The organism is Collimonas fungivorans (assembly GCF_001584145.1).
Lineage (GTDB): Bacteria > Pseudomonadota > Gammaproteobacteria > Burkholderiales > Burkholderiaceae_D > Collimonas > Collimonas fungivorans.
Genome location: NZ_CP013232.1, coordinates 1,653,522 through 1,670,558, shown reverse-complemented (window position 1 = coordinate 1,670,558; position 17,037 = coordinate 1,653,522). Strand labels below are relative to the sequence as shown.

Annotated in this window: 16 protein-coding genes; 4 read left to right on the top strand and 12 right to left on the bottom strand. The window is 58.6% G+C overall.

What is annotated here, in order from left to right; genetic code table 11:
• Positions 1-8: 8 nt before the first annotated feature.
• From CFter6_RS07200 to CFter6_RS07185, 4 genes are all read right to left on the bottom strand, one after another.
• Positions 9-1,223, bottom strand: a complete 1,215-nt coding sequence (locus CFter6_RS07200; RefSeq protein ID WP_061539352.1) for an ABC transporter permease subunit — start codon at positions 1,221-1,223, stop codon at positions 9-11.
• 14 nt (positions 1,224-1,237) lie between these two features.
• Positions 1,238-2,167 carry a branched-chain amino acid ABC transporter permease gene (locus CFter6_RS07195; RefSeq protein WP_014005223.1) on the bottom strand — a complete coding sequence of 310 codons (930 nt, stop codon included), beginning with the start codon at positions 2,165-2,167 and terminating at the stop codon, positions 1,238-1,240.
• 641 nt (positions 2,168-2,808) lie between these two features.
• The gene (ispH, locus tag CFter6_RS07190; protein ID WP_041743069.1) at positions 2,809-3,741 is read right to left on the bottom strand and encodes a 4-hydroxy-3-methylbut-2-enyl diphosphate reductase; all 933 of its coding nucleotides are present in this window, start codon (positions 3,739-3,741) and stop codon (positions 2,809-2,811) included.
• Positions 3,742-3,775: 34 nt separating this feature from the next.
• Positions 3,776-4,231: an FKBP-type peptidyl-prolyl cis-trans isomerase gene (locus CFter6_RS07185; RefSeq protein ID WP_061539351.1), complete on the bottom strand. Its 456-nt coding sequence runs from the start codon at positions 4,229-4,231 to the stop codon at positions 3,776-3,778.
• Positions 4,232-4,343: 112 nt separating this feature from the next.
• Between CFter6_RS07185 and radC the strand changes: the two genes are divergently transcribed.
• The 4 genes from radC (at position 4,344) to rpmG (ending at position 7,199) form a co-directional block, all read left to right on the top strand.
• On the top strand, positions 4,344-5,018 hold the full coding sequence (gene radC / locus CFter6_RS07180) for a RadC family protein (protein ID WP_061539350.1): 675 nt from the start codon (positions 4,344-4,346) through the stop codon (positions 5,016-5,018).
• Between the two features lie 204 nt (positions 5,019-5,222).
• The gene (gene yjjJ, locus CFter6_RS07175; RefSeq protein ID WP_061539349.1) at positions 5,223-6,569 is read left to right on the top strand and encodes a type II toxin-antitoxin system HipA family toxin YjjJ; all 1,347 of its coding nucleotides are present in this window, start codon (positions 5,223-5,225) and stop codon (positions 6,567-6,569) included.
• Between the two features lie 203 nt (positions 6,570-6,772).
• Positions 6,773-7,009 carry a 50S ribosomal protein L28 gene (rpmB, locus tag CFter6_RS07170; protein ID WP_014005219.1) on the top strand — a complete coding sequence of 79 codons (237 nt, stop codon included), beginning with the start codon at positions 6,773-6,775 and terminating at the stop codon, positions 7,007-7,009.
• A 22-nt stretch (positions 7,010-7,031) separates the two neighbouring features.
• Positions 7,032-7,199: a 50S ribosomal protein L33 gene (gene rpmG / locus CFter6_RS07165; protein WP_009667251.1), complete on the top strand. Its 168-nt coding sequence runs from the start codon at positions 7,032-7,034 to the stop codon at positions 7,197-7,199.
• Between the two features lie 169 nt (positions 7,200-7,368).
• Here rpmG and CFter6_RS07160 read toward each other — a convergent pair whose 3' ends face one another.
• From CFter6_RS07160 to CFter6_RS07125, 8 genes are all read right to left on the bottom strand, one after another.
• Complete coding sequence (locus CFter6_RS07160; RefSeq protein ID WP_061539348.1) at positions 7,369-8,562, bottom strand: DesA family fatty acid desaturase; 1,194 nt, start codon at positions 8,560-8,562, stop codon at positions 7,369-7,371.
• A gap of 132 nt (positions 8,563-8,694) precedes the next feature.
• On the bottom strand, positions 8,695-10,068 hold the full coding sequence (locus tag CFter6_RS07155; protein ID WP_082814646.1) for a mechanosensitive ion channel family protein: 1,374 nt from the start codon (positions 10,066-10,068) through the stop codon (positions 8,695-8,697).
• A 32-nt stretch (positions 10,069-10,100) separates the two neighbouring features.
• Positions 10,101-11,402 (bottom strand): RsmB/NOP family class I SAM-dependent RNA methyltransferase, encoded by a 1,302-nt coding sequence (locus CFter6_RS07150; protein ID WP_061539347.1) that lies wholly within the window; start codon positions 11,400-11,402, stop codon positions 10,101-10,103.
• Positions 11,403-11,466: 64 nt separating this feature from the next.
• Entirely contained in the window at positions 11,467-12,096 is a 630-nt protein-coding gene (gene purN, locus CFter6_RS07145) for a phosphoribosylglycinamide formyltransferase (protein WP_061539346.1), read from the bottom strand.
• 59 nt (positions 12,097-12,155) lie between these two features.
• Positions 12,156-12,554 carry a barstar family protein gene (locus CFter6_RS07140; RefSeq protein WP_061539345.1) on the bottom strand — a complete coding sequence of 133 codons (399 nt, stop codon included), beginning with the start codon at positions 12,552-12,554 and terminating at the stop codon, positions 12,156-12,158.
• 63 nt (positions 12,555-12,617) lie between these two features.
• A complete protein-coding gene (locus tag CFter6_RS07135; RefSeq protein ID WP_082814645.1) occupies positions 12,618-13,064 on the bottom strand; it encodes a ribonuclease in 447 nt (148 codons plus the stop codon).
• 112 nt (positions 13,065-13,176) lie between these two features.
• Positions 13,177-14,379, bottom strand: a complete 1,203-nt coding sequence (locus tag CFter6_RS07130; RefSeq protein ID WP_061539344.1) for a patatin-like phospholipase family protein — start codon at positions 14,377-14,379, stop codon at positions 13,177-13,179.
• 101 nt (positions 14,380-14,480) lie between these two features.
• Positions 14,481-16,955 (bottom strand): sodium-translocating pyrophosphatase, encoded by a 2,475-nt coding sequence (locus CFter6_RS07125; protein ID WP_061539343.1) that lies wholly within the window; start codon positions 16,953-16,955, stop codon positions 14,481-14,483.
• Positions 16,956-17,037: the final 82 nt, after the last annotated feature.

The following is a 17,037-nucleotide window of genomic DNA, read 5'->3' as shown; positions in this document are numbered from 1 at the left end:
AGATCCCCTTAAGCCTTTACCACGCCGGTCGGCGCTGTCGGATTGTCGATATCGGCATCCGGCCGATCCTCATGTTTGGGCGAAGGCCACAAACCGGCCGGGCGGGTCAGCATGATGACCACCATCGCCAGGCCGTACAGCAGCTGGCGCAAGACTTCGGCATCGATCAGCACCTTGCCGAACACCGCCATCTGCATCGGCTCGACGGTATGCCGCAGCACCTCCGGCAAGGCCGCCAGCAGGATGCCGCCGAGCACCACGCCAGGGATATGGCCCATGCCGCCCAACACCACCATCGCCAGCACCGCAATCGATTCGGTCAGCGAGAACGATTCAGGCGAAACGAAGCCCTGGAACGAGGCAAACATGGCGCCGGCCACGCCGCCGAACGAAGCGCCCATGGAAAATGCCAGCAGCTTCATGTTGCGGGTGTTGATGCCCATCGCCTTGGCGGCGATTTCATCCTCGCGTATCGCCACCCAGGCACGGCCCAGGCGCGAATTCTGCAAACGGATGGAGATGAAGATGATCGCCATGCACAGGATCAGGAACAGGAAGTAGTAGGCATTCACCGACGGCATGCCGAAACCGGCCACATACACCGTGGCGCTGGAGCCGCGCTCGCCGGCCAGCGACACGCCGAAGATGCGGATCGGATCGATCAGGTTGATCCCTTGCGGGCCGTTGGTGATATTCACCGGCGCGTTCAGGTTGTTCATGAAGATACGGATGATTTCACCGAAACCGAGGGTCACGATGGCCAGGTAGTCGCCGCGCAGCTTGAGCGTCGGCGCGCCGAGGATGGCGCCGAACAGGCCGGCCAGCGCAGCGCCCAGCGGCACGATCACCCACAGCGACAGGTGAATGCCGTTCTGGACGATCTCGGGGCCGCAGACCATCACCAGGAAATTGCCGATGGCCGGATAGGTATTGACGAAAGATTCCAGGACCGACGCAAACTGCGGCGACGCCAGCAATCCGGTCATGTAGGCGCCGATCGCATAGAAAGCGATGTAGCCCAGATCGAGCAGGCCGGCGAAGCCGACCACGATGTTGAGACCCAGCGCCAGCATGATGTAGAGCAGCGCGAAGTCCATGATGCGGACCCAGGAATTGCCGAAATTGGAGGCAATGAACGGGAAGATCATGAACAGGATCGCCAGGGCGACCAGGCTGGTGTATGCCTTGGTCGGGTTCTTTTTGGTGTCGAAGAAATTAGCCATATGTCCCTCTCCGATCAGGCGCGGTCAGCCACACGTTCGCCCATGATGCCGGACGGACGCAAGGTCAAGACGATAATCAGGACGATGAAGGCAAAGATATCCTGGTAGTTGCTGCCGAAGAAATTGCCGGTCAGGTCGCCGATGTAACCGGCGCCCAGGCTTTCGATCAGGCCCAGCAGGATACCGCCCAGCATGGCGCCGTAAATGTTGCCGATACCGCCCAGCACCGCGGCCGAGAAGGCCTTCAAGCCAGGCACGAAGCCCATGGCGAACTGCGCCGACGAATAGTTGGCGCCCCACATCACGCCGGCCACAGCCGCCAGCGCGGCGCCGATGGCGAAGGTCATCACGATGACGCGGTTGGAATCGACGCCCATCAGGCCGGCGACCCGCGGATTCTCGGCAGTGGCGCGCATGGCGCGGCCCATTTTGGTTTTCTCGACCAGCAGCACCAGGCCGACCATCGACGCGGCAGCCAGGATCAGCAGCATGATCTGCGTCGGCGAAATCAGCGCGCCGAAGATATGCACGGGATCGGAAGGCATGACTTGCGGCACCGGCAGCGGGCTGCGGCCCCAGATCATCATGGCAAACGTCTGCAGCAGGATGGAAACGCCGATCGCGGTGATCAGCGGCGCCAGGCGCGGCGCATTGCGCAGCGGCCGGTAGGCGACCCGCTCGATGATCAGGCTGATGATGACGCAGACCGGGATGGCGCCGATGATGGCGATCGCCAGCTGGACGATGCCGGGCAGGCCGGGCGCCACATGCTGCAGCAGTTTGAGGATGGACAGGCCGACCATGGCCCCGATCATCAGGATGTCGCCGTGGGCGAAGTTAATCAGGTTCAGCACCCCGTACACCATGGTGTAGCCGAGGGCAATCAACGCATACATGCTTCCCAGCACCAAGCCGTTGATAACTTGCTGGATAAAGATATCCATAATTTCCTTGTTCTATGTGTTTTGGGTCAAATCGGTCAGAACACTATTGCGACCATAGGCAGCACAGCAAAAATCATTCCCGATACAAAAACGGCACCCTGGATAAAGTCCTAGTGCCGTTGGGAGACGCCCTTCCTCTCATCTGCAGCGATGGCCGGAAAGGTAATTTGGCATTGCGTGAATAGCCGGAATAAGAAAAAAGAACTGGGTACACATACTTGTTTGTCTCCTATACGTCTTTATGTAAAAACGTTTTTTGTCCTAAAGCGCCGTGCCTGGGGGCAATGCACCATTACTGTGCGGATTATAGCTAACGTTGAGCGATAATCAACTCTGACAGCAATGCAATATTAACCTGCTGACCGCGGTTCGCACAGGTTTTTACATTCAAACCGCAGCGCCGCAATGATAGCGAGGAAAACAAAAAACTATCGATGGAAAAGTGGAGATTCTTCGAAATATAATTTCGCGCCAAAATGGATCGTCGGGACCGCCGCGCGTGGCTTTGGCCGCGAAGTTTTGACAGAAAACAAACATCATCGAAACAATATTACCAATAATCGTCACCGGACGATAATCGGTAATACCGTTTCGCAAATTTCTGCCCCTATTTAAGCCCGAACTCGCGCTCAGACTTGGACTTAGACGCGCGCCAGCCCCTTGGGCATGGGGAAAGTGACATTCTCTTCGGCGCCGTCCAGTGTGCGCACGTTCTTGGCGCCATAGGCCTTCAGCCGGTCTATCACGGCTTGCACCAGGATTTCCGGCGCCGAGGCGCCGGCAGTGACGCCGATGCGGCGTTTCCCTTGCAGCCAGGCCTGGTCGATCTGCTCCGCGTTGTCCACCATGTAGGCGACGGTGCCCTTCTTCTCCGCCACTTCGCGCAGGCGGTTGGAATTCGAGCTGTTCGGGCTGCCGACCACGATCACCACGTCGACCTGCGGCGCCATGAACTTGACCGCCTGCTGGCGGTTGGTGGTGGCGTAGCAGATATCGCCTTTCTTCGGCTCCGTAATGGCCGGGAATTTCTGTTTCAGCGCAGCGATCACGTCGGCGGTATCATCGACCGACAAGGTAGTCTGCGACACATACGCCAACATATCGGGATTGCCGACCTGCAGCCGCTCGACGTCGGCCACGGTCTCGACCAGGTGCATGCCGTCGTTGGTCTGGCCCATGGTGCCCTCGACTTCGGGATGGCCTTCATGCCCGATCATGACGATTTCGCGGCCCTCGCGCCGCATCTTGGCCACTTCCATATGGACCTTGGTCACCAGCGGGCAAGTCGCATCGAACACTTTCAAGCCGCGCACTTCAGCCTCTTCCTGGACGGCCTTGGAGACGCCGTGGGCGGAAAAAATCACGGTATTGCCAGCCGGGACATCGGCCAGCTCTTCAATGAAAATGGCGCCCTTGTTGCGCAGGTCCGCCACTACATAGGCATTGTGGACAATTTCGTGACGCACATAGATCGGCGCGCCGAACTGTTCCAGCGCGCGTTCGACGATTTCGATCGCGCGGTCGACGCCGGCGCAGAAACCACGCGGCTGCGCCAATAAAATTTCGTTATCCATATTCATATCCATGTCTATGCTTTTCGGCCCCGAACTACAAAATGCCGATGATTTTTACTTCGAACTGGAGCGACTGCCCGGCCAGCGGATGATTGAAATCGAACAAGGCGCCCTGCTCGTCGATCTCGCGCAGCACGCCGGCAAACTGGCCGCCGCCCGGCGCCGCGAATTCCACCAGGTCGCCGATGCGGTATTCCTCTCCCAGCTGGGAATTCTGGCGCAGCGTGGCGCGCGAGACACGCTGGATCAGCTCAGGATTGCGCGGTCCGAAAGCGCGTTCCGGCGGCAGCTCGAAGGTTTGATGTGTGCCTTCCGGCAAACCCAGCAGGCAAGCTTCCAGGAATGGCGCCAGCTGGCCCATGCCGAACTGCAGGGTGGCAGGCGACTCCTTGAAAGTAGTGACGATATCCTCGCCCTCTTGCGAGGCGAGGCGATAGTGCAAGGTCAGATAAGATGCTTCGGTAACGACAGGGAGAGACAAATTGGACATAAATTAGGCAAAAGAACCATTAACAAAAAAATAACTGCCAGTCAGAAGATGATATTGTAAGCCACCTTGGACCATATGACGTGGCTGACACTGACCTTACCTCGATTACACCATGGCAATTACCGACTGGCCCGCAGATCAGAGGCCGCGCGAACGTTTGATCAAACTCGGCCCGCAGGCGCTTTCCAATGCGGAACTGCTGGCGGTATTCCTGAGAGTCGGCGCCGCCGGCAAAAGCGCGGTCGACCTGGGACGCGAAATGACCAGCCATTTCGGCTCGCTGAACCGCCTGTTTTCCGCCCCGCTCAAGGAATTCAGCGAGATCAATGGCCTCGGCCCCGCCAAGTTTGCCCAGCTGCAAGCGATCCTGGAACTCGGCAGGCGCTCGCTGGCGGAAGAACTGCAGGCCGGCAGCAGCTTCGACGCCCCGGCCGCCGTCAAGCAGTACCTGCAGCTGCTGCTGACCAACAAACCCCACGAATCATTCCTGGTGCTGTTCCTGGACGTCAAGAACCGCCTGATCTGCGCCGAGGAACTGTTCCGCGGCACCCTGACCCACGCCAGCGTCTATCCGCGCGAAGTGGTCAAGGCGGCACTGACGCACAATGCCGCCAGCGTCATGCTGGCGCATAACCATCCCTCCGGCACGCTGGAGCCCAGTTCCGCCGATCACCAGCTGACGCAGACCCTGAAGCAGGCGCTGGACCTGATCGGCGTCAGGGTGCTGGATCATTTCATCGTCGCCGGCACCCAGGTCCACTCGTTTGCCGAACACGGACAACTGTAAACATCTATTCACCGCCTGTAACGCCCCTTCGATAGTCTGCTGGCAAACACTGCAATTCCAAACGACCTCAGTGCGCGCTTGAAACGCAATCCTCCCAATGAAACCTGGCAGGAGGCTAGTACAGCGAGATTTCACGCAGGACATCGAATCCAGCTATAATAACTATTCATTTAAATATTCAATTATCTATTCATAATTTTATTCATGCATACTTCCTTGCATGCTGACGCCATCCGTCTTCACCTGTCCGGTGAGCCGCTGTCTGCGCGCCAATTGGCTGACGGTCTTGCGGTCAGCCAACCAACCATATCGCGCGCACTAACCGGGCTTGGCGATGAAGTCGTATGGATCGCCGGGCGGCCTGTTCAATACGCGTTACGCGATGCCGCGCGCGGATTACCAGACATCCGGATATATCGGGTCGATGCAGATGGCCGGATCCGGCCGCTTGGCGCACTGATTCCGGTACGCTCCGAAGGCTTCGTCATGCGCCAAGAAAACGGTAAGAGCCTTCACAGCTACGGCCTGCCTTGGTGGCTGTTTGACATGCGCCCCCAAGGATATCTCGGCCGCGCGTACGCGGCCCGCCATGGCGCTGAACTCGGTCTTCCAGAGCACGTCAAACTGTGGTCCGATACCCACGTGCTGCGGGCACTGCTTGCGCATGGCCATGATTTGGTAGGTAATCTGCTGTTAGGCGATATTGCGAGAGATCGCTTTCTCGCTACCCCTATCCCCGAACCGATCACCGAGGAACGGAAAGCCGAGGAGTATGCCCGGTTGGCGATCGAAGCCGCTCGCGGCGAGAGACCTGGATCGTCAGCTGGGGGGGAACAACCGAAGTTCACCGCTTATGTCACGACGCCGGATAGACCTCGGCACGTCATCGTGAAATTCAGCGAACTGGAAGAAAGCAGTGTAAGTGAACGCTGGCGTGATCTGTTGCTGGCCGAACATCTCGCGTTGAACACACTGCGCGAAGCTGGCATCCCTGCCGCCAATACGACGATAGTCGAGCATGGAGGTCAATCCTTCCTTGAGGTCGAACGCTTTGATCGCATCGGAGCTTTGGGCCGATGCGCACTATTCTCCTTGTCAGCGCTGGATGCCGAATTCGTCGGAGCAGGAAATGGCAACTGGCCAGACATCGCCAAGCGCCTTGCGGCTTCAGGACAAATTCGCCCAAAAGCAGCGGACGATGCTGGTCTTTTGTGGGCGTTTGGCTGCCTGATTGGCAACTCCGACATGCACAACGGCAATCTGTCGTTCATCTCCGAGCATGGTCGTCCTTACGAAATTGCACCGGCCTACGACATGACCTCGATGGCCTTCGCGCCCCGCACGGGCGGGGGATTGCCGGACACTCTCTCAGAGATGGCCCTTCACTCCAGCGTGCCCAACCAGACATGGCAGCGCGCGGAACAACTGGCACGGGCGTTCCTAATCCGGATAACGGCGGCAGCGGGATTCAGCAGTCGATTCGCACCGTGCATCGCCGCACTTGAAAACCATGTCGCTGTGGCCGCTGCCAAGATCAAACGGCTAGGATGAGTCGTTACAACACATACATGCTTGCCGAGACAGCCAGCCAGCCAGCCAGCCAGCCAGCCAGCCACAATATGCCGCCCAAACAAAATGTTAAATCCATAAACGCGCAAAAGACACAATTGTTTTCTGCAAGTCGTTGAAAAATCTCATTTTTTTATATATACTCTCCTTTTTTCCAGTTTCGGAAATCTTTTAGGAGTAAAAACATGGCACGTGTCTGCCAAGTCACCGGGAAGGGGCCGATGGTCGGCAACAACGTTTCCCATGCAAACAACAAGACGAAACGTCGCTTTTTGCCTAACTTGCAAAATCGCCGCATTTTCGTTGAGTCTGAAAATCGCTGGGTCTCCCTGCGCTTGTCCAACGCCGGCTTGCGCGTGATCGACAAAATCGGCATCGATGCCGTGTTGACCGATTTGCGCGCTCGTGGCGAAAAAGTCTAACTAGCAGAATAAAGGAAGAATCATGGCGAAATCAGGCCGCGACAAAATCAAGCTGGAATCGACCGCAGGTACGGGTCATTTCTACACCACTACCAAGAACAAGCGTACAACCCCGGAAAAAATGTCGATCATGAAGTTCGACCCGAAGGTTCGTAAGCATGTTGAATACAAAGAAACCAAGATCAAGTAAGCGATCAAGGTTCTGCAAAAAGCCCCGCACGACATCTGTCCTGCGGGGCTTTTTTATGTTCTGCCTTTTGCGCTTGCGCGGCGATCGCCAGGCGAAAAAAAACGGCCCGCTTGGGCCGTTTTCTTGTTCAGGGCGAGCGCTTCAATATATCGGCGCCCCGCCCTTCTGGTCAGGAGTAGCTGCGCAGGCGCAGCGAGAAATCCTGCAGCGACTTGATGCCGGAAGCTTCGGCACGAGCACACCAGTCTTGCAGCTGATGCAGCAACTGATCGCGCGTGAAGTGCGAACGCTCCCAGATGGCGCCCAGCTCAACCCGCATCTCATGCATGGTTTGCAGCGCTTTGCTATGCAGGAACAGCTCGGTCAACTGCTGCTTTTGCGGCGCTTCCAGTTTGGTCGGCTCACGTTGCAGCAGCTTCTTCGACGACTTCAGGAAAACCGCGCCCTGCTTGGCCTTGTCGGTCAGCTGGCCGCGCTCTTCATGCCAGGCGTTCTTCAGCGATTTTGCATACTTCGCCATGACGTCGTAGCGGTTGGCGATCACCGACTGCAGCGTATCCAGGTCAGGCACCAGCTTGGCATGGTTGAACTTCGGCGCAGGTGCGACTTTCTTCACTTTGGCCAGGCCGCAGATCTCCAGGATCCGGATGTACATCCAGCCGATGTCGAACTCGTACCACTTCGACGACAGCTTGGCCGAAGTGCCGAATGTGTGGTGGTTGTTGTGCAGCTCCTCGCCGCCGATGATGATTCCGAATGGAATGATGTTGGTCGCAGCATCGTTGCAATCGTAGTTGCGATAGCCCCAATAGTGGCCGATGCCGTTGATGATGCCGGCGGCGGTAATCGGGATCCAGACCATTTGCACAGCCCAGACGCTGACGCCGACGACACCGAACAGCATGACGTCGATAAACAGCATCGCCACGATGCCCAGGGCGCTGTGCTTGGTGTACAGGTTGCGTTCGATCCAGTCGTCCGGTGTGCCATGGCCGAATTTTTCCATGGTTTCCAGGTTCTTCGATTCTGCGCGATACAGCTCCGCGCCTTCCCAGAATACTTTCTTGATGCCGCGTGTCACCGGGCTATGCGGATCTTCCTCGGTATCGCATTTGGCGTGATGCTTGCGGTGGATCGATGCCCACTCCTTGGTCACCATGCCGGTCGTCATCCACAGCCAGAAGCGGAAGAAATGACTTGGAATCGCGTGCAGGTCCAGGGCGCGATGGGCCTGGCAACGGTGCAGGAAAATAGTCACTGCAGCGATCGTGATGTGCGTCACGACCAGCGTGAACACGACGACCTGCCAGGCGCTCGCGCCTGTTACGCCATTCGATAAGAAATCGAGTATTGCATTGAACACTATGTGTACTCCATGTGTAGATGGGTAGATGATGCCACTGCTTAACTGCTTATTTTACAGTGAGATACGGGTAAGTTGACGGGTAGTTACCGAACAGTTACCCGAATTTCGAGTGCAATTGTACCCTTATTATTAGATGTTTTTAGGTTTTGGCGAATCGCGCAGGCGATCTAATGGCAAATCTTGTTGTGAATAGGCGTCGAAATTGCTTTTATGCAATTCCGCATCGTGCACCATCCTGATATCTCGTTTCAACTGAGCAACCTTGATTTGACGGGACTGCAACACCCGCCAGATCGCACGATTAACATCAGACAACACATTCAGCCGGCCGTTCTCCGGATCCGTGATCCAGAATCCGACCTCTAGCTCTAGGCCGTCAGGGCCTATTTTCATCAGCAAGGCTTGCGGCAGGATTTCGCGCGATACCCGGTCAACCTCGACTGTAACTTGTTCCAGCAACAACAATATGCTTTCGACATCATCCTGATGCTCGATCATCACATGCGTCGCCAGGCGCAATATACGGTTGGTCAGCGAATAGTTCTGCACCGCATTGATCATGAAGACTTCATTCGGCACCACCGTATCGATGCCGTCCAGTCCCTGCAGCACGGTATAGCGGCTATTGATCTGCACCACCTTGCCGTAAAACGTGCTGACCCCGACCATATCGCCGATCGCCAGGCTGCGCTCCAGCAAAATCACGAAACCCGATACATAACTGCTGGCGATTTTCTGCAAACCAAGCCCCAGCGCCACACCCAGCGCGCCACCGAAGACCGACAGCACGGTCAGGTCGATGCCGACCAGCGACAGGCTGAGCAAGACCGCCACCAGGATCAGGAAAGCGCGCGCCATGCGCGCCACCACAGTGCGCACCGATGAATGCACGGTGTTGACGCGCATCAGGCGCTCTTCCAGCGCGGCGCCGGCCCACAAGGCAATCACCAGCGTCACCAGCACCGAAACCAGCGCCTGCATGACAGCCAGCAGCGACACCTTGTAGCGGCCGATAGGCAGCACCGTGCTGTCCAGGTAGTCGAACAGGTCCGGCCACCAGCCGGTGATGTACAGCAGCAGGCCGATCCAGACCAGCACGCCGAAACTCTTTTCAAACAGCAGCAGGAAAGTGCCGACGCCGCTGTTGCGCGCGAATACCCGGCGCAATACGTAAAACACGAAACGCATCAGCGCCAACGACGCCACCAGCGGAATCATCAGCCGCATCACATTCACCGGCTGCTGCCATTTCTGCAGGGCCAGCTTGACCAGTATCAGCAACAGCAAGGTAATGATAGGAGTCAGCACCTTGGAAAAACTGCCCAGCCCGATCTGCATCGCCTGCGGCTGCACCGTACTGACGCTGAAAGAACGGCGCAACAGGCGCGCCAGCAGCCAGCCCAGGCCTACGCATAACAGCAGCAAGCCGACCTGCGCCGGCAAACCCGGTGCGCGCAGGTTGTTCAGCAAATCATTGAGCAGGTCAGTGAAGATATCTGGCATTGTTTTTCTTACGGCGATTCTTACAGCGCTTCTTACGGCGCAACGTCCTCGCGCTTATCCTTGTCAGGCGAGCCGCCTGCTGCTTTGCGCACGAATACCGCGGCAAAAAAACCATCGGTCTGGTGCTGGTGCGGCAGCAGTTTGAGATAATCGCCCATCTCCAGTTCAATCTTTTGCTCGGCCAACACGTCTTTCATCGGCAGCAGCGAAAAATCTTCGTGGCTGGCCAGGAACTGCGCGGCAATCGCTTCGTTTTCTTCATCCAGCAAGCTGCAGGTGCCGTACACCAGACGGCCGCCGGACTTGACCAGCCGCGCAGCGCTGGACAGGATCGCGATCTGCTTGACGTTCATCTCGGCGATCGCTTCCGGCGTCTGCCGCCATTTGACGTCCGGATTGCGGCGCAGCGTGCCGAGGCCGCTGCATGGTGCATCGACCAGCACGCGGTCGATCTTGCCGGCCAGGCGTTTGACCTTGCCGTCGTTTTCGTGCGCAATCAGGACCGGATGGATGTTCGATAAACCGCTGCGCGCCATGCGCGGCTTGAGTTTCGCCAGGCGCTTCTCGGAGACGTCGAATGCGTACAGGCGGCCGGTATTGCGCATGGTGGCGCCCAGGGCCAGCGTCTTGCCGCCGGCGCCGGCGCAGAAATCGACCACCATCTCGCCGCGCTTGGCGCCGACGATCTGCGCCAGCAACTGGCTGCCTTCGTCCTGTACTTCGATCGCGCCGCTCTTGAACAGCGGCAGGTTTTGCAGGGTCGGTTTCTTGATGACGCGCAAACCCAGCGGCGCATACGGAGTCGGCTCGCACAGGATAGGCGCTTCAGCCAGGGCGGTAATGACTTCTTCGCGGTTGGCCTTGAGCGAATTGACACGCAGGTCGAGCGGCGCCGGCTGGTTCATCGCATGCGCCAGCTGCAAAGTGGCTGCTTCACCGTCGCGCGCCACCAGCTTGTCGAACAGCCATTGCGGCAGGTTGGAACGCATCAGCGGCGGCATCAGGTTGCGGTCGATTTCGGCGACCCGTTTCAGCCATTCGGTTTCTTCGTCCGACAAGCCGCCCAGCGACTCGATGCTGACCGCGTCGGCCAGGCCCAGCAGCGTCATGCGGCGCATGGTCGGGCCGTTGCCGGATTCGGCAAAGCTGGTGTAGATCGCCTTGTTGCGCAGCAACCCGTATACTGCTTCGGCCACCACGCCGCGTTCGCGCGAACCCAGCTTTGGATGATCGCGGAAATAACGCGACAAGGTACCGTCGGCAGGACCGGTGAAACGTAGAATTTCGCGCAAAACTTCTTCGGTGTGACCGACGATCGCGGGAGGCAATCTCATAATGAATCTTTCATAAAAATCTTTTTAATCTGTTGATGGTGCCGGGGCCAGCCAAACGACTGTCTTAGCGTTCGTGCTGAGCCGCATTGTTATGCACTCGGCCATCCTCGATGCTCAAGCGATTTTCGACAAACCAGCGCACTGCGCGCGGGTATAGCTGATGCTCTTCGATCAGCACGCGCTGCTCCAGCGACTGTTCGGTATCGTCCTCCAGCACCGGCACCGCGACCTGCGCCACGATCGGACCGTGATCCAGCGTCGGCGTGACGAAATGCACGGTCACGCCATGCACCTTGACGCCGGCCTGCAGCGCCTGCCGATGGGTCGCCATGCCGGTAAAGCTCGGCAGCAGCGAAGGATGGATATTCATCATGCGGCCGGCGTAATGTTCGACAAACGGCGCGGTCAAGATCCGCATGAAACCTGCCAGCACCACCAAGTCGGGCGCAAATCCATCGATCACTACGCGTAAGGCGGCGTCGAACTGTTCACGGTCAGGATAGTCTTTATTCGCTACCACTGCCGTTGGAATGCCTTGGGCAGCAGCAAATTTCAAACCCTCGGCATCGGCCCGGTTGCTGACAATCGCGGCGATTCTGGCAGGCCATTGTTCGGTTTGAGCGGCGCGGACGATGGCTTGCATGTTGCTGCCACGCCCGGAAATCAGGATAACAATGCTTCTCATGGCGCGCATTGTACCCGTTGCAATGCCGTTTTTGATTAAAAACAGCGGTAATTTTGATTAAGACATTGTTACTGGAATGAATAAAAAACGCGGAAAGCTACTTTCTTGTCGGCCCAGAAATCGGCGCTGTCGCGGAATACGTCAAGCAGGGTTTCCCGTGCTTCCTTGTCAAACTTGGGGGTATTCGGCAGTTGTTCGATCACCACAATAAACCCCGGCTGCGGGCCGGATTTGTGGGCCAGGTCGGTCAGGCAATCGGCCAGGGCGTCGAAATTCTTGCCGAAATGCTTGGGAAAATGAAAGGCGTGGGCAATATTCGCCAGTACTTGCTGTTTAGTCGTTGCTTCCGCGCAATAGGCATACAGGAAATGCTGCCCCAGGCGGTTGGCTTCCGCCTGCAGGTCGGTCACACGGAAGGCGCGGATGGACTGCACTACATTTGGCGGTACGGTTTTAAACAAACTCATTTTTCCCTCAGCTAGAGCAATGATGATGGATTGCTGTTGTTGTATCTCATTCACTCTTCTCGGTCACTCCTGGATGCGCCTGAATGTTTGATAATGATTATCAGTGTAGTAATACTCACCCGAAGTCTGCGGATTGCCGCCAGCGATGATCCGGCGTGCGCCGCGGTTGCGCGCGCGCGGGGTTTTCACCGTGAATTCATGGTAATACCCGCGCCGCTGCCTGGGCAGCATCCCTTCATAATTGCCGAATACCACGCCATCCTTGGCATACGGGAACGGCCCGCCTTGCTTGATCAATACCAGCGTCGCCTGCGCTTCCTGCGGCAACTGGGCCAACGGAACCACATCCTGCGACAGGGATTCCCTAGCAAATACTTGAAAAGACAACAACAAACCGAGCAGCAGCAAGACTCCGTTGCGTGCGATTGCAACAGCGGTTGCAACAACGGTATCAGCCGCGAAATCGGAACTTAGACCAGGGAAATGGCGCCGGGTTGCGTGGCTTTTCATAAATTTAATATTTTATGGTTCTGATACCGTAGGGTAACGTGTTGATGAAAACGAATCAACCCGTATCCTTGCCCTGGCAGCAAGTGTTGCAATATTTGACAATATTTACCAATCACAAGTTCGCAGTTTTTTGCTGCGCGTCCGGGCTGGGGCCGAAGAAAGCAGCTACTTCGTCCCGGCGCGCCAGCGTATCTTTCTGGCCCATGCGTATCAGCTCGCGGGTATAACCCGACTCGAACAGCAGGTAAGATGCGAGGCCGCCGCCGCGCGCATCCTTGGCGCCAAGGCCGCCGAGCAAAGTGCGGATCGGCATCGGTAAGCTGCCGAAGTGCTTGGTAGCAATATCGTCGATTTGTTCCGACGGCGAAATGATCAGCATTTCCACCGGTTTCAGCGGCGTGCGCTGGCGCTGTTCTTCGGTCAGGAAAGAAAGCGTATGGTTGATGCGTTCCAGCCGTTCGATATCCACCGCCAGCCCGTCCAGGAAAATGCTGGACAAGGCATGGCTGGCGATCTGCGCCAGGCTGGGATAACGGGCAAACACCGGGGCATCGGTCGGCGCTTCCTGGCGGCGCCCCGCTCCCACCACCAGCACTTTGCTGGCGCCCAGGTGGATCGCCGGAGAAATCGGCGCCAATTGCCGCATCGAGCCGTCGCCGAAATATTCGCGGCGGCCGTCGCAGTAGATCGGGATCGCCGGGAAGATGAAAGGAATCGCCGACGACGCCAGCAAATGGCCGACATTGATCTGGTCCCTGACCGCGCGCCGCTGGCTGCGGGTCCAGCCCTGGATTTCGATGGCGCTCTGGTAAAACGTGATGTGCTGGCCGCCGCTGTATGAGGAAGCGGTGATCGCCAGCGCCTCGAGGCTGCCGTTGACCAGGGCCGCATCCAGTCGCTCCAGGTCCAGCAGCCGGTGCAGCAAGGTAATCAGCGGCGTATTGTCGAGCAGCGAATTGGGCGGATGCGCATGCCATTTGCGCAGCAGCCAGCCGAACGACAGCAGCGACAGCCAGCGCGCGCCCGAACGCAGCACGCCGAGCGAATCGGCGCGATACACCTGCTCTACGGTGAAGTGCTCCCAGACATCCATCAGTTTTTGCACGCCCTGGCCGAAGTTCTCGACCCGGCACGCCAGCGCCGTAGCGTTGATGGCGCCGGCAGAGGTGCCGCAAATGATGGCGAAGGGATTCTGTTCCGGCGCCCAGCCATGCTCGCGCAAGATCGACGCCACCGCATCCATCACGCCGACCTGGTAAGCCGCACGGGCGCCGCCGCCGGTCAGGATGAGGCCTGTTTTGTGTTTTGTCTCCATGGATATAAAGAGTAACAGGGAGAGGAAATTCGTGTAGAACGCTGCTGAAAAAAAGGGAGCGGCAGGCCGCGCCTGCCGCTCCCTCGCTCTTCGCCAAACGGCTAGTGGACGCTGACTTCGACCCGCCGCGCCTGGGCGTTGTCGCCGCTGCCGGTCGTCACCTGGGGTTTTTCCAACACGATGGCGTCTTCCGCCACCCCGGCGATCAGCAGGATCGCTTTCACGCTCTTGGCGCGTTCCTTGGAAATTTCCTCATTCTTGGCCGGATCGCCGGTGGTGTCGTGGAAACCGCTGATCACGATCTTGGAGCCGGCCTTGGCTTTCGCCGCGTCGACCACGGCCGCCAGTTTTTCAGCGGTATCGCCTGGCGCATCGGCCTTGCCGGATTCAAAATAGATGACAGTCGCGGGCGAAGACGCCGGAGCTGCTGCCGGCGCAGTGGTTGCGGCAGCGCCGTTGTTGACCACGATCTCGGTCGCCGTGGCAGTCACCGGCACAGGCACCAGCACCACCTCGCGGCCTGCCGCCGCCTGCTGCATGCCGGAAGCCGGCAGCAAGGGCACCAGCAGCAAAGCCACGATATTGATGATCTTGATCAGCGGATTGACAGCCGGCCCCGCGGTATCCTTGTAGGGGTCGCCGACGGTGTCGCCGGTCACCGCCGCCTTGTGCGCTTCCGAACCCTTGCCGCCATGGTTGCCGTCTTCAATATATTTCTTGGCGTTGTCCCAGGCGCCGCCGCCGGTGGTCATCGAAATCGCCACGAACAAACCGGTCACGATGGTCCCCATCAACAAGCCGCCCAAGGCCGCCGGTCCAAGCAGCAGGCCGACCACGATCGGCACCACCACCGGCAGCAGCGACGGCACGATCATTTCCTTGATGGCCGATGAAGTCAGCATGTCGACCGCCTTGTCGTACTCCGGCTTGCCGGTGCCATCCATGATGCCTTTGATGTCGCGGAACTGACGGCGTACTTCGACCACTACCGCACCGGCAGCGCGGCCGACTGCTTCCATCGCCATCGCGCCGAACAGGTAGGGAATCAGGCCGCCGATGAACAGGCCGACGATCACCAGCGGGTTCGACAAATCGAACACCGTGCTTTTGCCGACCGAATCGAGAGCATGGGTGTAGTCGGCGAACAGCACCAGCGCCGCCAGGCCGGCCGAACCGATGGCGTAACCCTTGGTGACTGCCTTGGTGGTGTTGCCGACCGCATCCAGCGGATCGGTGATCGCTCGCACCGAATCAGGCAGGCCCGACATCTCGGCGATGCCGCCGGCGTTGTCGGTGATCGGACCATAGGCGTCCAGCGCGACAATGATGCCGGCCATCGACAGCATGGCGGTAGCCGCAATCGCAATGCCGTACAAGCCGCCCAGCCAGTAAGAGGCGAGGATGGCGACGCATACCGCCAGCACCGGATACGCGGTCGACTTCATCGAAACGCCGAGGCCGGCGATGATGTTGGTGCCGTGGCCGGTAGTGGAAGCTTGCGCAATATGCCGCACCGGCTTGAAATCGGTGCCGGTGTAATACTCGGTGATGTAGACCATCAGGCCGGTCAGCACGATGCCGATCACGGCCGAACCCATCATCGGCACCCGCATCGGTTCAGGCAGGATCAGCCAGGTCACCACGACAAAGCCGATCAGGCTCAGGATCGCCGCCCACCACAAGCCGGTGTACAAGGCCGACATGATTTTCTTGCCCGGCTTGGCCTTGACCATGGAACAGCCGACGATGGAAGCCAGGATAGACACGCCGCCCAGGGCCAGCGGATACAGCACCGCCTGCAGCTCGGCGCCGTGGATCAGCAAGGAACCCAGCAGCATGGTGGCGATCAACGTCACCACATAGGTTTCGAACAGGTCGGCCGCCATGCCGGCGCAGTCGCCGACATTGTCGCCGACGTTATCGGCGATCACCGCCGGATTGCGCGGATCGTCCTCCGGGATGCCGGCTTCCACCTTGCCCACCAGGTCGGCGCCGACGTCGGCGCCCTTGGTGAAAATGCCGCCGCCGAGACGCGCGAAAATCGAAATCAGGGAGGCGCCGAACGCCAGTCCGATCAAGGGCCGGATGATGTCATGCAGAGAGAGTCCGGAAGGCCCGGCGAACGCCAGGAGCCACAGGAAGAATAGAGTCACGCCGAGCAGCCCCAGCCCGACCACCAGCATGCCGGTAATGGCGCCGCCGCGGAAAGCAACGTCGAGCGCCGGCCCCATGCCCTTGGTCGCAGCCTGCGCCGTGCGCACGTTGGCGCGCACCGAGACATTCATGCCTATGAAGCCGCACGCTCCCGACAGCACCGCGCCGACCAGGAAACCGGCTGCTGTCACCAGGCCCAGCCCAGGCAGTATCGCGATAATGATGAACAGCACCACGCCGACGATGGCGATGGTGCGGTACTGGCGCGCCAGGTAGGCCGCCGCTCCCTGCTGGATTGCGGCGGCGATTTCCTGCATGCGTGCGTTTCCAGGATCCTGCTTCAATATCCAGCTGCGCGAGACTAGCCCATAGATGACGGCAATGATGCCGCAAGCGACGGCAAACCATAGACTTAATGCCATGTTGACTCCTCCAGTTTTTGTTACGGCTTCACGACAAAGTAAGACAACTACACCATTTCACCTGCGGCCATGTTTCCCAAAT